Origin of the sequence: Neorhizobium sp. T25_13 (assembly GCF_002968675.1) — a bacterium.
Taxonomy (GTDB): Bacteria; Pseudomonadota; Alphaproteobacteria; order Rhizobiales; family Rhizobiaceae; genus Neorhizobium; species Neorhizobium tomejilense.
Genome location: NZ_PVBI01000007.1, coordinates 191,989 through 212,532, shown reverse-complemented (window position 1 = coordinate 212,532; position 20,544 = coordinate 191,989). Strand labels below are relative to the sequence as shown.

Annotated in this window: 19 protein-coding genes; 15 read left to right on the top strand and 4 right to left on the bottom strand. The window is 56.9% G+C overall.

All coding sequences use genetic code 11. From position 1 onward, the window contains the following. Nucleotides 1-7: 7 nt before the first annotated feature. On the bottom strand, nt 8-466 hold the full coding sequence (gene hpaR, locus C5J22_RS18280; RefSeq protein WP_105439357.1) for a homoprotocatechuate degradation operon regulator HpaR: 459 nt from the start codon (nt 464-466) through the stop codon (nt 8-10). A 120-nt stretch (nt 467-586) separates the two neighbouring features. On the opposite strand from hpaR, the gene C5J22_RS18275 reads away from it, so the two are divergent. The 7 genes from C5J22_RS18275 to hpaI all read left to right on the top strand — a co-directional run bounded on the left by C5J22_RS18275 (nt 587) and on the right by hpaI (nt 7,684). Continuing rightward, entirely contained in the window at nt 587-976 is a 390-nt protein-coding gene (locus tag C5J22_RS18275) for a 5-carboxymethyl-2-hydroxymuconate Delta-isomerase (protein ID WP_105439356.1), read from the top strand. A gap of 56 nt (nt 977-1,032) precedes the next feature. Further along, a complete protein-coding gene (hpaE, locus tag C5J22_RS18270; RefSeq protein WP_105439355.1) occupies nt 1,033-2,550 on the top strand; it encodes a 5-carboxymethyl-2-hydroxymuconate semialdehyde dehydrogenase in 1,518 nt (505 codons plus the stop codon). A 99-nt stretch (nt 2,551-2,649) separates the two neighbouring features. Next, nucleotides 2,650-3,630, top strand: a complete 981-nt coding sequence (hpaD, locus tag C5J22_RS18265; protein ID WP_105439354.1) for a 3,4-dihydroxyphenylacetate 2,3-dioxygenase — start codon at nt 2,650-2,652, stop codon at nt 3,628-3,630. 81 nt (nt 3,631-3,711) lie between these two features. Further along, nucleotides 3,712-5,178 carry an NADP-dependent succinate-semialdehyde dehydrogenase gene (gene gabD, locus C5J22_RS18260; protein WP_105439353.1) on the top strand — a complete coding sequence of 489 codons (1,467 nt, stop codon included), beginning with the start codon at nt 3,712-3,714 and terminating at the stop codon, nt 5,176-5,178. Nucleotides 5,179-5,190: 12 nt separating this feature from the next. Further along, nucleotides 5,191-6,060, top strand: coding sequence for a fumarylacetoacetate hydrolase family protein (locus tag C5J22_RS18255; protein WP_105426888.1), 870 nt, complete (start codon nt 5,191-5,193; stop codon nt 6,058-6,060). Between the two features lies 1 nt (nt 6,061). Then, entirely contained in the window at nt 6,062-6,865 is an 804-nt protein-coding gene (gene hpaH, locus C5J22_RS18250; RefSeq protein ID WP_105404662.1) for a 2-oxo-hept-4-ene-1,7-dioate hydratase, read from the top strand. 9 nt (nt 6,866-6,874) lie between these two features. Beyond that, on the top strand, nt 6,875-7,684 hold the full coding sequence (gene hpaI, locus C5J22_RS18245) for a 4-hydroxy-2-oxoheptanedioate aldolase (protein WP_105426889.1): 810 nt from the start codon (nt 6,875-6,877) through the stop codon (nt 7,682-7,684). A 360-nt stretch (nt 7,685-8,044) separates the two neighbouring features. Here hpaI and C5J22_RS18240 read toward each other — a convergent pair whose 3' ends face one another. Continuing rightward, entirely contained in the window at nt 8,045-8,533 is a 489-nt protein-coding gene (locus C5J22_RS18240) for an Lrp/AsnC family transcriptional regulator (RefSeq protein WP_105426890.1), read from the bottom strand. Between the two features lie 133 nt (nt 8,534-8,666). On the opposite strand from C5J22_RS18240, the gene C5J22_RS18235 reads away from it, so the two are divergent. After that, nucleotides 8,667-9,854: an amino acid aminotransferase gene (locus C5J22_RS18235; protein WP_105439352.1), complete on the top strand. Its 1,188-nt coding sequence runs from the start codon at nt 8,667-8,669 to the stop codon at nt 9,852-9,854. A gap of 32 nt (nt 9,855-9,886) precedes the next feature. After that, complete coding sequence (locus C5J22_RS18230; RefSeq protein WP_105404701.1) at nt 9,887-11,515, top strand: thiamine pyrophosphate-dependent enzyme; 1,629 nt, start codon at nt 9,887-9,889, stop codon at nt 11,513-11,515. 236 nt (nt 11,516-11,751) lie between these two features. On the opposite strand, the gene C5J22_RS18225 is transcribed toward C5J22_RS18230, so the two are convergent. Beyond that, nucleotides 11,752-12,828, bottom strand: a complete 1,077-nt coding sequence (locus C5J22_RS18225) for a trans-acting enoyl reductase family protein (protein WP_105439351.1) — start codon at nt 12,826-12,828, stop codon at nt 11,752-11,754. 103 nt (nt 12,829-12,931) lie between these two features. Here C5J22_RS18225 and C5J22_RS18220 point away from each other — a divergent pair, with 103 nt between their 5' ends. The 4 genes from C5J22_RS18220 (at nt 12,932) to C5J22_RS18205 (ending at nt 17,577) form a co-directional block, all read left to right on the top strand. After that, the gene (locus tag C5J22_RS18220) at nt 12,932-13,528 is read left to right on the top strand and encodes a TetR/AcrR family transcriptional regulator (RefSeq protein WP_105404667.1); all 597 of its coding nucleotides are present in this window, start codon (nt 12,932-12,934) and stop codon (nt 13,526-13,528) included. Nucleotides 13,529-14,214: 686 nt separating this feature from the next. Next, nucleotides 14,215-14,883 carry a haloacid dehalogenase type II gene (locus C5J22_RS18215; protein WP_105404668.1) on the top strand — a complete coding sequence of 223 codons (669 nt, stop codon included), beginning with the start codon at nt 14,215-14,217 and terminating at the stop codon, nt 14,881-14,883. A gap of 164 nt (nt 14,884-15,047) precedes the next feature. Further along, nucleotides 15,048-16,172, top strand: coding sequence for a phosphotransferase enzyme family protein (locus C5J22_RS18210; RefSeq protein WP_245440455.1), 1,125 nt, complete (start codon nt 15,048-15,050; stop codon nt 16,170-16,172). Nucleotides 16,173-16,239: 67 nt separating this feature from the next. Continuing rightward, complete coding sequence (locus C5J22_RS18205) at nt 16,240-17,577, top strand: aspartate aminotransferase family protein (RefSeq protein ID WP_105439349.1); 1,338 nt, start codon at nt 16,240-16,242, stop codon at nt 17,575-17,577. Between the two features lie 564 nt (nt 17,578-18,141). On the opposite strand, the gene C5J22_RS18200 is transcribed toward C5J22_RS18205, so the two are convergent. After that, nucleotides 18,142-19,014, bottom strand: a complete 873-nt coding sequence (locus C5J22_RS18200; RefSeq protein WP_105439348.1) for a GNAT family N-acetyltransferase — start codon at nt 19,012-19,014, stop codon at nt 18,142-18,144. Between the two features lie 343 nt (nt 19,015-19,357). Between C5J22_RS18200 and C5J22_RS31270 the strand changes: the two genes are divergently transcribed. Next, entirely contained in the window at nt 19,358-19,546 is a 189-nt protein-coding gene (locus C5J22_RS31270) for a hypothetical protein (protein WP_172746686.1), read from the top strand. Nucleotides 19,547-19,858: 312 nt separating this feature from the next. Continuing rightward, the gene (locus C5J22_RS18195) at nt 19,859-20,335 is read left to right on the top strand and encodes an Lrp/AsnC family transcriptional regulator (RefSeq protein ID WP_105404671.1); all 477 of its coding nucleotides are present in this window, start codon (nt 19,859-19,861) and stop codon (nt 20,333-20,335) included. Nucleotides 20,336-20,544 lie beyond the last annotated feature (209 nt).

The following is a 20,544-nucleotide window of genomic DNA, read 5'->3' as shown; positions in this document are numbered from 1 at the left end:
AACTCGACTAGCGCGTCGTCGCCTTATCCGTGACCTCGTTAAGCAGTGCAATCAGGGCTTCGATCTTGTCGTGGCCAATGCGAAGCTCGAGCTCTTCATAAATTTTAAGACTTTCGGGCCGCACTTCTTCGAGGAGCTTAGCGCCTGCGTCATCAATCCGGACAAGCAGACGTCGGCCATCCGCAGTATCCTTCGTTGTCCTGATCAGCTTACGGTCCTCAAGCGTCTTGATCATCCTTGTCAGGCTGGGGGCAAGGAGCGCGGCACCTTGCGCCAATTCGGTGGCATCGATCTGCCCCCGTTCACTTAATAGCCGCAGCACACGCCATTGCTGCTCGGTCACATTGTGCTGCGCAAGCATCGGTCGAAAATGGCCCATCACTGCTTCTCGCGCCTTCAACAGTGCGATTGGGAGTGCCTGGCGGGTGCTACGCAGAAGGCGAGGGTGATTTTTATCCTGATCCATATGAGGTGAATAAGTGAGAATTTACCGGCCCGTCAATATTCGATCAGGCCGAGATCACCCGACAGTGGGTTGACAAACGCTCAATAATTGTTAACGTGTTAAGTATCGGAGGAGCGATAAATGCCACATTTCGTCATTGAAGGGTCCGCGAACCTGAAACCGCGCGTCGATTTCAAATCGCTGTGTGAGGTCGTTCATAAAGCGATCCTCGACAGTGGGCTGTTCGAACGTGGCGCGGTTCGCGTCCGAGTTCTGCTTAGCGATGACTATGCGATCGCTGACCTCGACGAGCGCAATTCTTTCATCGACATGAGCTTTCGCATTGGCGCGGGCAGATCGTCCGAAGAAAAGAAACGTGTTGGCAACGCGATCATGGCAGTCGTCAAGGCCGAGCTGCTGGACCTTTTCAGCGAGCCACATTTTGCCCTCTCCCTTGAGGTGCGCGAGATCGATCCAGCCCTAAGCTGGAAAGACAATGCGATCCATGCGCGCCTTCGGTCGGAGACCTAGAAAACACCATTGAACATTGGCTGAGCGAATGCTGCTGCATTCGAGATGGAGATCTCATGACGAATTTTGAAGACAACAAGAAAAAGGCCGATGCCTATCTTGCCCGGTTTCGCGCCGGCGGCGTCCTCAACCACATTGCCGGAGAGGCTGTCCCTGCTTTAGATGGTGCCACGTTCGAAACAATCTCGCCCGTCGACTTGCAGCCTCTGGCGCAGGTCGCCCATGGCAAAGCGGCAGACATCGATCGTGCCGCCAAAGCCGCATCCGAGGCATTTCCCGCCTGGGCGGCAATGCCTGGTGACGCTCGCAAGGCGCTCCTGCACAAGATCGCTGACGCGATCGTTGCCCGCGCCGAGGAGATCGCCTTCGTCGAGTGCATGGACACCGGACAGTCCCTGAAATTCATGGCGAAGGCGGCACTACGTGGCGCAGAGAACTTTCGTTTCTTCGCAGACCGAGCACCAGAAGCAAGAGACGGCAAATCGATCCGTATTCCAGGCCAGGTAAACGTAACAACGCGGAACCCCATAGGCCCGGTCGGTGTGATCACGCCTTGGAACACGCCATTCATGCTATCCACCTGGAAGATTGCACCGGCCCTGGCGGCCGGTTGCACGATCGTCCACAAGCCGGCGGAATTCTCGCCGCTTACAGCACGCCTGCTGGTCGAGATTGCCGAAAGCGCCGGCCTTCCCAAAGGTGTTTGGAACCTCGTCAATGGTTTGGGAGAGGACGCCGGTAAAGCGCTGACAGAACATCCATTGATCAAGGCGATCGGTTTTGTTGGCGAAAGCCGGACGGGCTCAATGATCATGAAGCAGGGTGCCGACACGCTCAAGCGCGTCCACTTCGAGCTCGGTGGCAAAAACCCGGTCATTGTTTTCGCTGACGCTGATCTGGAGCGAGCGGCGGATGCTGCCGTATTCATGATCTATTCGCTCAACGGCGAACGCTGCACGTCCTCATCCCGATTGCTGGTCGAGGACAGCATCTACAGTAAGTTCACTGAAATGGTCGCCGAGAGGGCCAAACGTATCAAGGTCGGTCACCCGCTCGATCCGCAGACGGTCGTCGGACCTCTGATTCACCCTGTCCATGAACGCAAAGTGTTGGAATACGTCGAGATCGGCAAAGCCGAAGGCGCAACTGTCGCCGCCGGTGGCTATAAGGTCGATGGACCGGGAGGCGGATGCTACGTCGCTCCTACGCTCTTTACCAGTGCCGACAATGGAATGCGGATCGCCCAGGAAGAGATCTTTGGTCCGGTTCTGACCGCAATCCCGTTCAAGGACGAAGCGGATGCTTTGAAGATTGCCAACGATGTCCAATACGGTTTGACCGGTTATCTTTGGACTTCCGATGTCACGCGCGCTTTCAGGCTGACCGACCAGCTCGAGGCTGGCATGATCTGGGTCAATTCAGAGAACGTCCGCCACCTGCCGACCCCATTCGGCGGCGTCAAGAATTCCGGTATCGGACGAGACGGCGGAGACTGGTCGTTCGATTTCTACATGGAAACCAAGAACATCGCTTTCGCCACGACTGCCCATGCGATCCAGAAATTGGGCGGCTGACGGGATTTCGCGACACTCTGGCCGCGTCAACAAAAGACGCGGCCGCTTCGTAACAACAAAGCGCCGAACACGGGCTGTTTCGGCCCCGAGGAGGAAACCATGCCGCTCCCGCAATTCAATCTCTATCCAGCGTTCAACACGGTTCGGCTTAGCCATGTCGAATTCCTTGTTAAGGATCTCGCTGCCAGCCGTGCCTTCTATGTGGACATGCTCGGCCTTCAGGTCACAGACGAAGATTCTGATACGGTCTACCTGCGTGCCATGGAAGAACGCGGCCATCACTGCATGGTGCTCAAGAAGAGCGATACTTCGGCAATCAGTTACCTCGCCTTGAAGGTCTATTCCGAGGAAGATCTCGACAAAGCCAAGGCCTATTTCGATACAAAAGGTCAGAAGACGGCATGGGTGGAGCGCCCTTTCCAGGGACGCACCCTGCGCACCCATGACAACTTCGGCATCCCGCTCGAATTCTATTTCAAGATGGATCGCCTGACCCCCATCCATCAAAAGTACGCGCTTTATCACGGGGTCAAACCACTCCGGATCGACCACTTCAACTGCTTCACGCCAGACGTCGATGCATCCGTCGCCTTTTACAACGATATTGGTTTCCGTGTTACGGAATACACCGAGGATGCAGAAAGCAAAAAACTGTTTGCCGCCTGGTTGCATCGAAAGGGTGGCGTCCATGACATGGCGTTCACAAACGGCGTCGGCCCGCGACTGCATCACACAGCATTCTGGGTTCCAACACCTTTGAACATCATCGATCTCCTCGATCTTATGTCGACCACTGGATACCTCGCAAACATCGAACGGGGTCCAGGCCGTCACGGCATCTCTAATGCATTTTTCCTCTACATCCTTGATCCGGACGGCCACCGCATCGAGATTTACTGCTCGGACTACCAGACTGTCGATCCCGATCTCGAGCCGATCAAATGGGACCTGAAGGATCCACAGCGTCAGACACTGTGGGGGGCACCTGCGCCGAGGTCTTGGTTCGAACACGGCAGTTTGTTCACCGACCTTCCAACCCAGGAGCCGCTTCTAAAGGCTCAACCGATCATCGCGCCCTGATCTCGTTGCGAACACAGACGGCGAGGGACATTGGCAAGTCCTGTGTCCCTTTTCTCTTAGCCCACACGGAGTGACCAAGCGATGCACCTGAAAGACCCAACGTTATTCCGCCAGGCCGCTTACATTGGTGGCGACTGGATCGAAGCAAACGATACGGATGCCATCGCGGTCACAAACCCCGCAACTGGTGAGAAGATCGGCTCCGTTCCCAAACTGGGGGCGGCAGAAGCACGTGCGGCGATCGCGCATGCCGAAGATACGCAGAAGGAATGGGCAGCGCGAACCGCGAAGGAGCGTAGCGTAATCCTGCGCAAGTGGTTTGAGTTGATGATGTCCAACCAGGATGACTTGGCGCACATTCTCACACTCGAGCAGGGAAAGCCGCTTCTCGAAGCAAAGGGTGAGATCGCCTATGGGGCAAGTTTCATCGAGTGGTTCGCCGAAGAAGCCAGACGCATCAACGGCGACATTATATCCGGCCATCACCGAGACAAACGCATTCTGGTGATGAAGCAGCCGATTGGCGTCGTTGCAGCCATTACCCCTTGGAATTTTCCGAACGCGATGATTACACGAAAAGCTGGCCCGGCGCTCGCAGCCGGATGTGCAATGGTATTGAAACCCGCTGCTCAGACGCCATTTTCCGCGATCGCTTTGGCGGTACTGGGGGAGCGGGCAGGATTGCCGGCAGGATTGTTCAGCGTGATCACCGGTTCATCTCGCGAAATCGGCGCCGAGATGACCTCAAATCCCATCGTACGTAAACTCACATTCACTGGGTCGACGGAAGTTGGTGCCGAACTTTACCGTCAGTCTGCTCCCACGATCAAAAAACTTGGTCTGGAGCTGGGCGGCAATGCGCCCTTCATCGTGTTCGATGATGCAGATCTCGACGCAGCCGTCGAAGGCGCCTTGATCGCGAAGTTCAGGAACAATGGTCAGACCTGCGTTTGCGCCAATCGCCTGTACGTCCAGGATACGGTCTATGACGCGTTCGCTGAAAAGCTGGCCAAAGCCGTTAGTAAGCTTCGGACCGGAAACGGGTTCGAGGAGGGTGTTGCGCTCGGACCCTTGATCGATGAAGCGGCTCTCAAGAAAGTCGAAGAGCACGTTCAGGATGCCGTATCGAAGGGCGCAACCGTCATTCAAGGCGGAAAAGCGCATGAACTTGGCGGCACCTTCTACGAAGCGACTGTTCTCACAGGCGTCACGCAAGACATGGCCGTGGCATCCGAAGAAACCTTTGGGCCTATCGCGCCGCTCTTTCGCTTCGAGAATGAGACTGATGTGGTTGAAAAGGCGAATGACACGGAATTCGGTCTCGCCTCCTATTTCTACGCGAAGGATCTGTCGCGGGTGTTTCGAGTTGCCGAGGCCCTCGAATATGGAATGGTTGGCGTGAATACCGGCCTGATATCCACTGCTGAAGCACCGTTCGGCGGCGTAAAGTCGTCCGGGCTAGGCCGTGAAGGCTCCAAATACGGCATCGATGACTACCTCGAGCTCAAATACGTATGCCTTGGTGGCATCACAACAAAAGAACAATAAAGGAAAGTCCGTATGCATCCCCGTTTTGCATCTTTTTCCAATTCCGGTCGTCAGGGTTACGGACTAATCCGCGAAGATGGCGTGGTGGACCTGTCCGTCAGGTTCCGCCCGCGTTTTCCGACCCTGCGCGAAGTTATCGCCGCAGGTGCTTTGGACATGCTGGCCGAGAAAGGTCAATCGGCCCCCGTCGACTATCCCCTGGCTGCGGTTACATTGGACATTCCAATCCCGTCGCCGGAAAAGATCATCTGCGTCGGCGTCAATTTTCCGGACCGTAACGAGGAATACAAAGATGGGCAGACAGCGCCCACCAATCCGTCGCTGTTTATCCGCTTCCCGCGATCCTTCACGGGTCACGATCAGCCGCTGATCCGGCCACCGGAGAGCCCTCAACTCGATTATGAGGGGGAAATAGTTATCGTTATTGGCAAAGAAGGTCGACGCATTCCAGAAAGCGACGCTCTCTCACATATAGCGGCTCTGTCGCTCTGCAACGAAGGGACGCTGCGGGATTGGGTCCGGCACGCCAAGTTCAACGTTACCCAAGGCAAGAACTTCGATGCCTCTGGCTCGATTGGGCCATGGATTGTTCCGTATACTGACGAAAGTCAGCTGGCGGACATCAAGCTGGAGACGCGGGTCAATGGTGAGGTCCGTCAGAATGATCGAACCAGTCGAATGATTTTCTCATTCCGGAAGATCATCAATTACGTCTCAACCTTCACGACACTCGTTCCAGGCGACGTGATCGTCTGCGGAACACCTACTGGCGCGGGAGCACGCTTCGATCCGCCGATCTGGCTGAAGCCGGGCGATATCGTTGAGGTCGAGGCCGACGGTATCGGTCTGTTGCGCAACACCATTGCCGACGAGAGGATCTGAGATGCTGTCCACCGCAGACATAGAAACAGCTGTTGCCGCGCTGGACGAAGCCGAACGGACTCGCGTTCAGACCGGGCTTTTGTCACTTCAGCATCCGGACATGGTGATGGATGATGCCTATGCGATCCAGTCTGCGTGGGTGAAAAAGAAAGTTTCCGACGGACGTCAGGTGGTGGGCTGGAAAATTGGTCTCACATCCAAGGCGATGCAATATGCCCTCAACATCAACATTCCAGACTCAGGGGTCTTGCTGGACGACATGGTCTTTGAGGACAGTTCGGTCGTTCCAAAAGACCGGTTCATTCAGCCGAGGATCGAAGCTGAAATCGCCTTCATCATGAAAGCGCCCCTAAAGGGGCCGAACGTGACCGTCGTCGATGTGCTCAATGCCACCGATTATGTCACTCCAGCCCTCGAAATTCTCGACACGCGGATTCTTCGGGTGGATCCCCAGACGAAAAAAAACCGTAACGTCCTCGATACGATCTCTGACAATGCTGCGAACGCCGGCATCGTAACGGGCGGCCGCGCTGTGCGCCCGGATCAACTGGATATGCGTTGGATGGGTGCCATAGTGTCTCGCAACGCGGAGGTCGAAGAGACTGGGCTTGGCGCGGGCGTCCTCAATCAACCTGCTCGTGGTGTTGCGTGGCTTGCCAATCGGCTGTCGCAATATGGAGACGGAATAGAAGCAGGGCAGGTCGTTCTTGCCGGGTCGTTCATTCGACCGATTGAGGCACGTCATGGAGACACGATCGTAGGCGATTTCGGGCCCTACGGAACTGTAAGCCTGTATTTCGAATAGGGGAAAACCATGCCAGCTCCAACCAACACCTTCAAAAGGGCGCTTCAGGAAAAGCGGCTTCAAACCGGATTTTGGCAAGCTCTGGCAAATCCTTACACGGTCGAAATATCAGCGGACGCCGGCTTCGACTGGCTCCTTCTCGATGCCGAACATGCGCCAAACGACATCCCGCTCCTGGTCGCCCAGTTACAGGCGATGAAAGGTTCAGCCAGTCACGCGGTTATCAGGCCGCCAATCGGCGAGACATACATCATAAAACAGCTGCTCGACATCGGCGCGCAAACACTCCTGATCCCGATGGTTGACAGCAAAGAGGTCGCCGAGAATTTGGTAAAGGCCGTGTCTTATCCCCCGCGCGGGGTCCGGGGCGTTGGTGCAGCGCTGGCTCGTGCCTCACGCTTCAACCGGATTCCGGACTACCTCCAGACGGCAAACGACGAAATCTGTCTCTTGCTTCAGATCGAAAGCCGCGCAGGTTTGGCCGCGCTAGATGAAATCGCATCGATCGACGGCGTCGACGGCGTGTTCATCGGCCCGGCTGATCTCGCAGCTGACATGGGCTATCTTGGTAAGCCGGGAGCCCCGGAAGTCCAAGAAGAAGTTGAGAAGGCCCTCCTGCGCATCCAGTCCCATGGAAAAGCTGCAGGAATCTTGACCGCCGATCTGTCGCTTGCCAGGCGCTACGTCGATCTCGGTGCAACATTCGTTGCCATTGGCAATGATGTCACTTTATTTGCGAACGCCACGACGCGGCTGATTGAGGAATTCGGTCGTACCGCTTCCAGCCAGGATTCTGCGAGCTCAGGGAGCGGGTACTGATGTCGTATCTTGAAAAATCCAGGGCGGACCGTGTCGCCCTCAAGCAAGACGGATTGCTGTGTTTTCTTCTGCTGCTCGTCGCATCAACTATCCTTACAATATGCTCCCTCATACTGGCTTATCGTCCGTATGCTTTTTTGCGTAACGATCGCTCCAGCAGTCGTCGGGATGATTCCTATGACAATTGCATTCACCAAATTCGCGCTTGAGGCGTCGCTTTGGCGGAGAAGGCGCTATCTTCTTCCGGCAGCTTCAATCGCCGGAATGGTTATGGCGTCCGGTTTCGTCATCGCAATCGCAGATCGGGTAGCGATATCGAAGGTAGCCGATAGCCTGCTTTTGGCGTTGTAGTTGATCCCGCTAGGTCTGAATAATCTGCAACGGGAGTTCGGTACTCTTCTTAAGGGTCCGTAGCACGATGCTGGAGGTGACCGACGCCAGTCCACCCGTGACCTTGATCATACGCTCCAAGAAGATGCTGAGGTGGTCAAGATCGCTGGCCACAATCTTCATCAGGAAATCCGCATCGCCCGTCTGGGAGTAGCATTCCAGGATCTCTGGCGCCGTTTCGATGAAGCGGTGCAGTTGAGCATTCCCTTCCTCTGTGTGGGACCGAAGGCTAACCAGCGTGTGCGCAACAACGGAAAAACCGAGTTTTTCCGGGTTCAAAATCGCTACAACGTTCTGGATCAGACCCTCGCTTCTCAGCCGGTCAAGCCGCCGCGAGCATTGAGCTGCTGACAGATTGACGACTTGCGACAGTTCAGTCTGTGTCAGCTCAGCATTGCTTTGAATAGCCGCGAGAAGACGGATATCGAATTGATCTAGGGTATGTAACTTTGAGATCATGTCAAAATATCTGCATAATTTGCGGAAAGTTGGTGATTTTCATGTAAGATAATATCTCCATATGCTGAAAATTGCAAACATACCTCACTAAAGCGCCTGTAGGCTTACGCCACGTTCTTAGGAGGTAGACAACATGTTTGAGAAACTCACTGCGCAACCAGCCGACAGCCTACTTGCGCTCATCAAAGCGTTTCAGGCCGATCCCAGAGGCTACAAACTCGACCTCGGCGTCGGCGTCTACAGAGACGAACAAGGGCGGACACCGGTCATGCGGGCCGTCAAGCTCGCTGAAAGGCAGCTGCTCGAGACCCAGGACAGCAAGCGCTATCTCGGGCCGGAAGGGGACCTGAATTTCGTCAATCTCCTGAAACCGATTATTTTCGGCGCAAATCATGATGCCGGCAAGGTTGTAGGCATTCAGACGCCAGGTGGAAGCGGCGCTCTGCGACTGGGCGCTGAACTCATCGCCTCAGCCAGACCCGGTGCGAAGGTCTGGCTTGGTACACCCAGCTGGCCCAATCATGCTCCAATTTTCCAGTCGGCGCGCTTGACCGTCAAAGACTATCGTTTCGTCGACCTTGCCAAGCAGCAAATTGACTTCGATCGTGTTCTGGAGACTCTCAACGCGGTCGAGGCTGGTGATGTGATCCTGCTACACGGCTGCTGCCACAACCCAACTGGCATTGATTTTGATATCGACCAGTGGAAGCAGATCGCAGCAACGCTCGTAGAGCGCAAGCTCCTTCCCTTTATCGATCTTGCCTACCAAGGCCTGGGCGATGGCCTCGAAGCGGACGCGGAGCCAACCCGCCTTATCCTCGAGGCAGTAGACGAAGCGCTTGTTGCCTACTCGTGTGACAAGAATTTTGGTCTTTATCGCGAGCGTGTTGGTACCCTTTACCTTGTGAGCCGCAATGCGGAGCAGCTCAAAATCGCCGATGGCAACATGGCGTCGTTGGCACGTGTCAACTGGTCGATGCCCCCGGACCACGGCGCTGCCATCGTACGCGTGATTCTGGAGAGCATGGAGCTTACCCAAATCTGGAAGCAGGAGCTGGTTGAAATGTGTGCTCGGGTCAATGGTAACCGCGCCGCCCTTGCAGCTGCCCATCCGGAACTGAGCTTTGTCGCAAACCAGCGAGGGCTCTTCTCGAACTTGGCGATGTCGAAAGACACGGCAGTCGCATTGCGCCACAAACACGGGATCTACATGGCCGATTCCGGTCGCATGAATTTGGCGGGGATGCAGCCTTCTGATGCGTGCGCGATCGTCAAGGCTCTGTCGGCGGAAGGCACGCTGAGCGCCCGCTCGGCGGCCTGAGCATTCCTAAAAAAACAGGTTTGGACATCATCATGAAAAACAAAGAGACCACAGGGCAGGCCATCGCTCGTTCACTCCTCGAAAACGGTGTGGACACTGTCTTCGGCATCCCCGGCGCCCATATGTACGACTTCAACGATGCTCTCTATGAAAAGCGCAACGAGATCCGTTTTATCCATACCCGCCACGAGCAGGGTGCGGGCTACATGGCATACGGTTACGCGAAGTCCACTGGACGCATCGGCGCCTATACGGTTGTGCCCGGCCCAGGTGTTCTCAATTCCGGCGCCGCCCTATGCACTGCCTATGGAGCGAATTCCCCGGTCCTGTGTTTGACGGGCAATATCATGTCGCACTTGATCGGCCAGGGCCGTGGCCAGCTCCACGAGCTGCCCGACCAGCTGGCGACCATGCGTGGGATCACGAAGGTCGCAGAGCGGATTGATCATCAGTCCCAGACCGGAACGGTCATGGCCGAGGTGATCGGAAAAATGCTCTCCGGACGTCAGGGACCCGGAGCGGTCGAGGCGCCTTGGGATGTCTTTGGAATGACAGGCCCGGAGCTCGATCTTCCTGAAACCAGACGCGCCGCGGACCCCCAAGTCAATCCTGACAGTATTCAGGCTGCGGCTGCTATCCTGGCAAACGCCAAAAACCCTCTGATCATGGTAGGCGGAGGCGCTGTTGATGCGGGTGCGGAAGTTGCTGAATTGGCCAAAGCGCTTAAAGCGCCGGTGACGTCCCATCGATCGGGAAAGGGCATCGTAAGCGACGAGCATCCCAACTATCTGAATTTTGTCGCTGCGTTCGATTACTGGAAAGATACCGATGTGCTCATCGGTATCGGTAGCCGTCTTGAACTCGAATTCATGCGGTGGAAGTGGCTTCCCAAGGGACTCAAGGTTATCCGGATCGATATCGATCCAACGGAAATGGTCCGGTTGAAGCCGGACGTTGGAATTGTCGCGGACGCAAAGGCGGGCACCGCAGCTTTGACCAAAGCCGTGGGACCATCGGACAGAGCGGCGCGAACTGATGAGTTCGCGGCCCTGAATCGCAACGCGAAAGAACGGTTCTCAGCCGTTCAGCCTCAGGTCGATTATTTGAATGCGATCCGGGAGGCACTGCCGCGCGATGGTTTCTTTGTCGAAGAAGTCAGTCAGATGGGCTTCACCGCCCGGTTTGCCTTCCCCGTCTACGGCCCCCGACAGTATGTGACTTGTGGCTATCAGGACAACCTCGGATTCGGCTTCAATACCGCGCTTGGAGTCAAGGTCGGCAATCCGGATAAGGCAGTCGTTTCAGTGTCGGGCGATGGTGGTTTCATGTTCGGTGTGCAGGAGTTGGCCACAGCCGTGCAGCATAATATCGCGGTCGTCGCAATCGTGTTCAACAACAATGCCTACGGAAACGTATTGCGCGATCAGAAGCAAGCCTATTCCGGCCGATACATTGGCTCAGACCTCACCAATCCTGATTTCGTAAAACTCGGCGAGAGTTTTGGCGTGAAAACATATCGCGTATCGTCCCCAGGTGAACTGAAATCGGCTGTCAGCGAGGCTCTGGAGCTCAACGCTCCCGTTCTCATTGAAGTGCCGATCGAGAAGGGATCCGAAGCAAGCCCCTGGCCCTTCATCCATCCCGCACCGCCTGCTGCATAAGAAGTCTCAACTGGGGTCTCAAAAGGATAGACATCTCCTCCGGTCCCGTTTTCGACACCGTCGTCGCCAGGCGTCGTGAACTGTTGACGACGCTTTTTCCAAGGTCATCGCGAGAGCGATCTCGGAAAAATATCCAATCGCACTGCGGCGATCACGATTGGAGTGCGGCGAACTACCAACGCCAACCAATCTCGGGGACTTTTTCCTTGACGAGTGACTAGAAAAATAGAGCGATCTTATCCCTCATAAAGCGGGCCCCTTGTCACAGCCGACATTTCCAATGTCTCGATCGACAGATGCGGGTCCAGCGCGCGCAGGAAGCTGGCGGCATCGAAAATCACGGCCGGCGGGTTCGCGCCGATATTGAGGATGTTGCCCAACAGGATGCGCTGGACCGCTTCACATATGATCGGCGCCGTGACGGCGTAGATGTCCTGGCCCTGTGCGACGATCTGGCGGTGAAGGGCTCCTTGCGTGACGACGACCTTGACGGCGAAGCGCTGCGCCGAACGTCCGGTTTCATCGACAGGCTTCGGTGCAGGCGTGGCCGGATCGCGTAGATCCCGAAGCGCGGTCGTGCTGAGAAAGGTGTGCAGCTCCTTCGTCCGGACGTGACGGGCGATGAGTGGTACTTCCGAAAAGGGAAGCTCGACGAAGGTCTGCCGGCCGAACGGGGCCGGTAGGACGGATACCTTTTCCATAGGTGGTTGATGGACTGGCTCCATCTGGCCGCCGCTGATGGCAAGGCGCTTCGCAGTGTTCTTTTCTCCGGTCACGCGGGTCCCCCTTGTGGGGAGCCAGCTGTCGAGCGCAACGTGGATTTCGATGGCGTCGGCGTGATCCCATTCGTCCATAACGGTTGCGACGAGCAGATCGGCCAGGCCGCCGTAAAAGCCCATTGCGGGTATGACGACGACTCCTGCATCGCGGGCCGCAATCTCGTGGCGCTCGAACGTCGTTTGCACGCTGGGCTGCTCGGCCGTCACGTCCAGATAGTGGATGCCTGCTCGCAACGCGGCACGTACCGCAGCATCGGCCGTATCCATGAACGGTCCGGCGCAGTTGATGACCGCCGCCGCCCCGGCAAGGGCTCGGTCCAGCGCCGCGTCGTCTTCCACTGCAGCTTCACGGCGTTCGATACCCAGCTCGGAAAAGCCAGCCTCCGCCAGCCGCGCTCCGCTCCGGCCGATGGCGATCGGCTTGGATCCGCGCCGCAACAATTCGGCGACGACAAATCGGCCAGTATGGCCACTCGCACCTATGACCGCTACGGGCTGTCGTGTCCTGATGATATCAGCTTGATCAATGGTCATCGCTCTCTCCTTCGCTACAGACCGGTCCGTTGCTACGGAAACATACAGGTCTGTAGCGCGTCAAGTAGCTTTCTGCTACAAGGGGGATATTGGAGATCGAGACATGGCAAAGAACACAGCGAACCCTCCCGCATCCGGTACGAAAGAGGTCCGGGACAGAATTCTTGAGGCAGCATCGGAGCTCTTTTACCGGCGTGGCGTGCGCGCTGTCGGCGTCGACCTGGTGGTGGAAAAATCCGGCGTCGCCAAAACCAGCCTCTACCGCCATTTCGGTACGAAGGACGACTTGATCGCCGCTTTTCTCAAGCGCGAGGACCTGGATTTCTGGTGCACCTGGGAGCAGGTGAGGCAACAGCATCCGGACGATGCCGCAGCCGAACTCGACGCCCATCTCGAATGGATCGGCGAGCGGGTCGGACGGGACCACTACCGGGGTTGCCCACAAATCAATACGGCGGCCGAGTTTCCAGAAGCGGATCATCCTGCTCGCAAGGTCGCGAAGGCCCACATGCGCGAGCTGCGGCGACGCCTGAAGACCATAGCCGAGGCGCTCGCGGTTGCCGCACCCGACCGGCTTGCCGGTCAGCTTGCGGTCCTGATCAACGGCGCCTTTGTCAGCATGCAGGTCTTTGAACCCGGGGAGGCAACCAGCTTGCTCCGCGATGCTGCCCATGCTTTGATCGCGGCCAGTCACGACTGATTGAACTCAGAACTGTTTAGCATGGGATGGCCCGCCGTGTTTGCAGGAGCTTTTTCAGTTCCTGCGCAGTCTGCTTCAACGTGTGCGGTCTCACGGTAATGCCGTGGCCACGGTGAATTCCGCACATCCGGAGCCTCAATAATCAACACGGCTTCCATGACCCATTTCCACTGCTGGGCTTTCCGGACGCCGGTCAACTGTTAGGCCGTTTTCCTTCTCGCAAACATCATGGACTGCTTATAGGTTCAGCAGACCGTCTCAGGCCAGAGCGGCGCCGTATGTTCGCTCGAATGACATCCCTTTCGTAAGACTGCCACGCAATGGGGGCGAGCTTGTTTGCGAGCGTCACGATCAGGTCGTTTACGATGCCTTCCTCTGGCAGATAGCCTTCGGGGCCATTGCCCGAGCGGAGAGCGTCGCTCTGATTGAGGGTAGTTCGCATACTTCGTTCACTTTCCTCTCGATCCGGGCGATGCGAACAAGCTTAATGTGCGGAAGAAATCGGCGCGTTTCGGCTCGCTGTGCCCATCGGGCGTGTAGGCTTGCGTGATTCAGGGGAGCGGAAGGTTGTGCTGGTTCTCACACAATGGAGGACGCCTCTACCGAATCCCTGTGCACTTCGGCACATTCTACCTCAGGCATGCGCCTATCGTCGGTCCGTTAGACAAGCGACAGGAATCAAGCACATGGATGTCTTCCGACCGAAATACGTGACTTTCGATTGTCACGGCACGCTGATCAACTTCCAAATGGCAGAAGCCGCCAAGGATCTGTTCGGTCATCTTTTGGATGGTCCGCGCATGGCTGAATTCATCAAAAATTTCCAAGCCTACCGCGTGGATGAGGTGCTGCAGGACTGGAAGCCTTATGCCGATGTCGTTCACAACGCCTTGGAGCGCACATGTCGCCGCAACAACGTCCCATTCGCTGACGAAGACGCGCAGACGATCTATAGCCGCATCCCGACCTGGGGCCCACATCAGGACGTGCCCGAGGGATTGGCGAAACTGGCCAAAGAAATTCCGCTGGTTATCCTTTCGAACTCCATGGTCGCCCAAATTCCGTCCAACGTGGCAAAGCTTGGCGCGCCATTTCATGCTGTGTACACCGCCGAGCAGGCGGGTGCCTACAAGCCGCACCTGAGGGCGTTCGAATATTTGTTCGATATGCTGGGTTGTGGTCCGCAGGACATCACGCATGTTTCCTCATCTTTCCGCCACGACCTGATGTCTGCCTATGATTTGGGGATCAAGAGCAAGGTCTGGGTTAACAGAGGCCATGAACCAGCCAATCCCTTCTACGAATACACCGAGATCCCTGATGTGAAGCATCTGCCAGGCGTTTTCGGGCTTTGAAGGTCGGCAATGGGCGTGGCCTCTTGCAAAGCACGCGCCCATTCCGGGAGTAGCCGGCGGAGCTTTCCGAACGCTGCAAGACAGGCAACTTCGCGGGTTCTCGCTGGAGCGTTTGATCTCGCAGCGTCAGAACAACCCTCCCCAACGGACGAGGATTTTTCAAATTGGGTGCTTCTCGTGATCTCCTCGCCGATGGAACAGGTCAATTCAATGGCTCCATGCCAGCGAAAGACGACCATTTACCTTGCTCGGTAGCCTCAACTGAAGCCTATTTTCGCGCTGCCGCGGCCATGTTGGCCGTGCCGCCGAGCTGCGAGCCTGACATATCGGGGGCACTGTTGGAGCGCCACTACGGATTGACAGGATCGATTGTGCCATTGTCATCGGAGGTCGAGCGCACAGTTGCGGTGAACTTGGCGGACGGCCGCCGGCTGATCCTGAAGACGTCGATGAGACCGGAGGCGGTCGACAGCTTTGATTTTCAAACAGCGGCCTTATCCGAACTACAAGGGGCATCGGGCTTTATTGCACCCGAGGTGCTCCGCACGAGCAATGGCGGATTGATGTTTGACCAGGACGGAGTATGCGGATATTTGCAGACCCGGATTGATGGCATTCCGTTGCACCAGGCGACGCCAACTCCCGACCTGCTCTTTCGAACCGGCTACGCTCTGGCTCGCCTGGACTTAGCGCTTGAACCGGTCAGTGTGGCCGCGGCCCACCGTCCCATACTTTGGCAGCTCGGCTGCTGGCCGCATTTGATCGAACTGGAGCAATACCTCCCACCCGGGCTCACCGCTGATTGCGTGCGCATAGCGATGGCGGATTATGTGGAGTTCGTCGAGCCACAAATCTCGAATGTGGCGTGGCAGGTAGTCCACAATGATCCCAGCCCATTCAATATGATGGTGACCGGTCAGGAAATGGGATTCATTGATTTTGGTGACGGCTGCTGGAGCCCCAGGATCCAGGATCTGGCGATCGGCGCAAGCCACGTCGTAAGGGATCCGACCCTTCCTTTGGGCGGAGCCGAGCATCTTATTGCCGGCTATGCCTCCGTCACTCCACTTTCGGCGCTGGAAGCAAAACTGCTCGTTGGACTGATGCGGGCGCGGCAAAGCGCACTGCTTCTGGTCAATTATTGGCGATCCCATCTTTTTCCAGCCGACGCCCAGTACATCAAGAAAAATGTTGCGCGTGCCGAGCGGGGCCTTGCCATCCTGAAACCTCTCGGCGTTGCAGCGGGCGAGTCGGCAGTCCTCGCTGCGGTGTCGTTGTCGCGGCCGTAACGTCCTCTTGGCTCGCCCGACGGACGCCCGGAAATTGATCAAGCTACCTCGCAACAGGGAGAAGCACATGTCCACAGATCTCATGCCAAATCGTTACAGGCCCGGCGAAGCGGATCTTCCCAGACGCGAGTCGGAGTTGATTGCGCGCCGTGATGCAGTTCTTGGGGCCTCTTACCGGCTCCAGTACCGTCGGCCTGTGCATTTCGTTCGAGGTGAAGGCATGTGGCTCTACGACCCAGACGGCCGAGGCTACCTCGATTTCTACAACAATGTGCCATCTCTCGGCCACTGTCACCCAGAAGTAAACGCCGCAATGGCTGAGCAGGCGGGCCGGATAAGCGCCAACACGCGCTATCTTGAGCCAAAGCTCATCGACTATGCCGAGCGATTGGTCGATACTTTCCCAAGCGGGCTGGACCGGGTGGTTTTCACGTGTACGGGAAGCGAATCCAACGATCTGGCCCTGCGTATTGCGCGGTTTGCGAGCGGCAACGAAGGGGTGATCGTGTCCACCCATGCGTATCACGGCACCAGCGCTGCGACCGCCGCGGTCTCCCCGAACTTGGGCGACGCTGTCAAGCTCAGCCCGTTCGTGCGCATGGTGTCGATACCCGGGCCAGCAGGCGTCCCGGACGGCCAAGCTGCCGATTTTTTCGAAGCACAAATCCGCTCGGCCATCGCGGATCTGAACCGTCGGGGCATTGGTGTTGCAGCGCTGCTCCTCGATAGCATCTTTTCCAGCGATGGCGTCTGGGTAGATCCAGCTGGCTTCATTGCCAGCGGCGTTGCCGCGGTGCGGGACGCAGGTGGTCTCGTCATCGCCGATGAAGTCCAGCCCGGCTTTGGCCGAACTGGCGAGCATATGTGGGGTTTTGAGAGGCACGGGATTGTCCCGGATTTCGTCACTCTCGGCAAGCCCATGGGCAATGGATTTCCAATCGGTGCTGTCGTTGGTCGCAAGGCGCCAATGGAGCAATTCGGTACCACCTCCCGCTACTCAAACACCTTCGCAGGAAATACCATTGGGATTGCGACGGCGGACGCCGTGCTCAGCATCCTCCAGCGTGACCAGATCCCCAGAAGAGCACTTTCCATGAGCCAGCATCTCCGGGCTGGACTGGAGAAGATCGAGCAGCAGACCTCCACGATCCGCGCAATCCGAAACGCTGGCCTTTTCTTCGGCATCGACATTGGACATGAGAGCGCACCGGCAACAGCCAGGCGCACCATGGCTTTAGATTTGGTCAACGCAATGCGGGACGACGGCGTTTTGGTTAGCACGACGGGAGCCAACGAGGATTCACTGAAGGTGCGCCCACCGCTCGTTTGCCAGGCAGAACATGCCGACCTTTTCCTTGAATCGTTCGAGCGCGCCCTCAGCAAGGTAGCAGGCTATGCTTCGTAACCGAGAGCAGTTGCCCTTCCTTCGACCGCGCCGAGACGGCGACTGCGGGATTCTAGTTGCGGCAGTATGTCAAATCCGGGCTATAGTCAGAGAGCGCTGTGGCGCCTACGGGCTGGTGGCCGCGATGCAGTGCGCATCGCTGATCGATGGGTTCGATGGAGACTGCCCGGCGCGGGGCGTGGATGCTGTCCGCGCGGCTCGATGCGGAGAACCCACAGGCCTCTCGGAGGGACCCGTCAACTCAGAGCTTCTGAGAGTCGTCAAATGACCTGCACTAGTGAAACTATCTCCGGCGAGAATAAAACAACGCGCACCCATCCACGCGCGGCTTTCTGGCCCGCTCGACCCCCGGCGCGAGCCACCAAAGCCCCGGGTTCCAAACAGCGGTTCGACCTCGCCGGGCCGTGTGCTGGCAAATTATGGATGGCGTTCAACGAGCTCTGATCGAACAAAGCATCGTTTCGTTGGCCTCCGAATAAGGAATGTGTCCGCCATGGCGCCCAAATAAGTAGGTGGTGGTGAGACAAGTGGCACGCAGGGGTGTGAATGGCAGCTGGCCTTCGACTAACTCAGTGCGTGACCGGCCAATCCGTAAACCCATGGGCCATTCTCCGACCGGTTCAGAAACCTCCTGCCCTTAGACATTGTTATCGTCGTTTCGGAAACAGCGAGGCCGCACTGCTCTACGAAATTCGCGAAAGGCCCTTCCTCTCGCGTGTCGATTCGCGTGTGCTGATCCTTCAGCAAATTCAGATGCCACGCGGCGAGGTGGATCGCATCCTCATCGTTTCGAGCGACAATTGGACCAACTACATGACCAGGTCCAAATTTGTGACGCATGGCATACCCAACGACCACGCCACCGCGTCGAAGTACACAAGTCACCGCCCCCTTTGACAGCTGCGCCAGGAGTCGCGCGCGCTCGGTTCCGAACGCCTCGGTGTCGCAGGAAGTTACTTCGTTGATACGGGCGGCCGGGAGTTCACTCAACGTTCCATCTAAGATTGGCAGCATTGGTAGCGCGCAAACGATGCCACGGTGCAGGAAGACCGTTGCCTCGGTTTCGAATCCAAGCGAGACATACATGGGGTAAGCGGCTCTCGTCGAGTTCAGGCTGAGGTTTCGGTCTTGGCAACGATCCAGCACCTGCTCCATCAGCCACCGACCGGCGCCATGAGCCTGGGCGCGGGGGGTCGTAATGACCACTCCGACGGTGGCGAAATCCTCGCCCTGAGGAAACCACATCGCACTGCCGAAAACCCGTCCGATCCCATCCACGGCGACGATGCCTTGTCCTACGCGTCGCAGGAATTCCCAATCCGCAGGCCTGTGAGGCCAACCGACGCCAATCGAGAGCCCATGCAGCAATTGCACGTCAACTTCGGCGATGTCCTGCGCGACCAAATCAAAGGACTTCACGCGAACCGATTTTGCCACTTCGACTCCTTTGTGTTTGACAGATCGGGCGAACTTGCGAGGGAACAAGAGCCGGTCCCGTCAAAAAAGCCAGAACGATTGTCACCGTCCACATAGTGGCGCTCGCAAGCCAGCAGGATCAACCGCATCCGAGGATGCTGTTCGATATCTTTTGCCGAATGTCAACGCCATTCCGCACAGAAGCCTTCCCCGTCACGGCTAGCCTGTCGATCAAGATCACATTGTTAGCCGGGTGCACTATGACTAAGCCCGCTTTTCGAGCAGCAACTATGTGGCGGCGTCGTGATGTAAAAAAACTGCGAGGCATGTTCAGGGCAATGCCAATTTTGACGGTGACGATACCATGCTCGAACCGCTTGGCTTGAACCGGCGCCGAATTCGTTCGTCCCTCAAGTTTCCGTTCGCTGCTGCAGCAAGAGCGCTGGAACTTTTTCGCCTCAGCCGCTATCAGCGTGAAGGAACAACTGACAGCTCATGCATGCATGTGCGGGATGTGCGCCATGTCGTCGGAACATCGAAAATCCGCATCTGACGAAAATCTCGTTCTGAAGCCCGCCGGCGCATGAGTTCCGGATGTACTTTCGTTGGGCGAGGCCATAGAGCGATCGGTATGAAAACCAACCCTCGAGGGCCAGAATCAAAGCTTGCACCCCAACTCGGTGAGAGCGAGCGGATATTCTATGACAATGGTACCCGATGCAACTCGAACATGTTGGGCGGCTACTCGAACTTAAGGTATATGAATCGGTGAACCTGGGCATAGGTGACGCAGAGGTTTCGGCGACAGCGGGTGACTATTCGGCATCGGAAAACGAAGCCGAGAGAAAACAGCAAGGGAACGGACGTGAAGCTTGACCGTATCGACATCCGGATCCTGCATGAGTTGCAACGCAATGGCAGGCTGACAAATGTCGAGCTTGCGGACCTCGTGCATCTATCGGCCAGTCCGTGCCTTATGCGCGTCAAAAAGCTACAGCAGTTGGGGTACATTACCGGCTATTCGGCTCATATAGATCTGGCGAAGCTTGGCCCGTCGGTCACCATCTTCACCGAAATCACGTTGAGCAATCACCGCCACAACGACTTTTCCCGATTTCAACAGGCGATCGAGAAGGTCGAAGAAGCAATCGAGTGCCATGTGGTTTCTGGTGGTTACGACTACCTGATAAAATTTGTCACCGCCAGCATCAGCGACTATCAGGAGCTGATGGAGCGCCTGCTTACAGCAGAAATCGGTATAGACAAATATTTCAGCTTCATTGTGATGAAATCGCCTTTCATCAAGCATCATCTACCCCTCAAGACATTGTTTCACGATTGAGCCTGCAGAGATCACTTTTGGCGAGCCTGAGGCCGGCGGGGTCAGGCTCACCCGCGATGTCCTGGGACGCCGCCAACGTGGATTCAGTGCCGGGTGAGCCTTGCCAATAGCCGTTGCTGCGTCACCTCCCAGTAGCGGGGCTTCTCCCGTGTTCGAACGTCGCGCAACCACCGGAAGCAGCCGGTGAGGTCGCACATTGCGTGCTGACG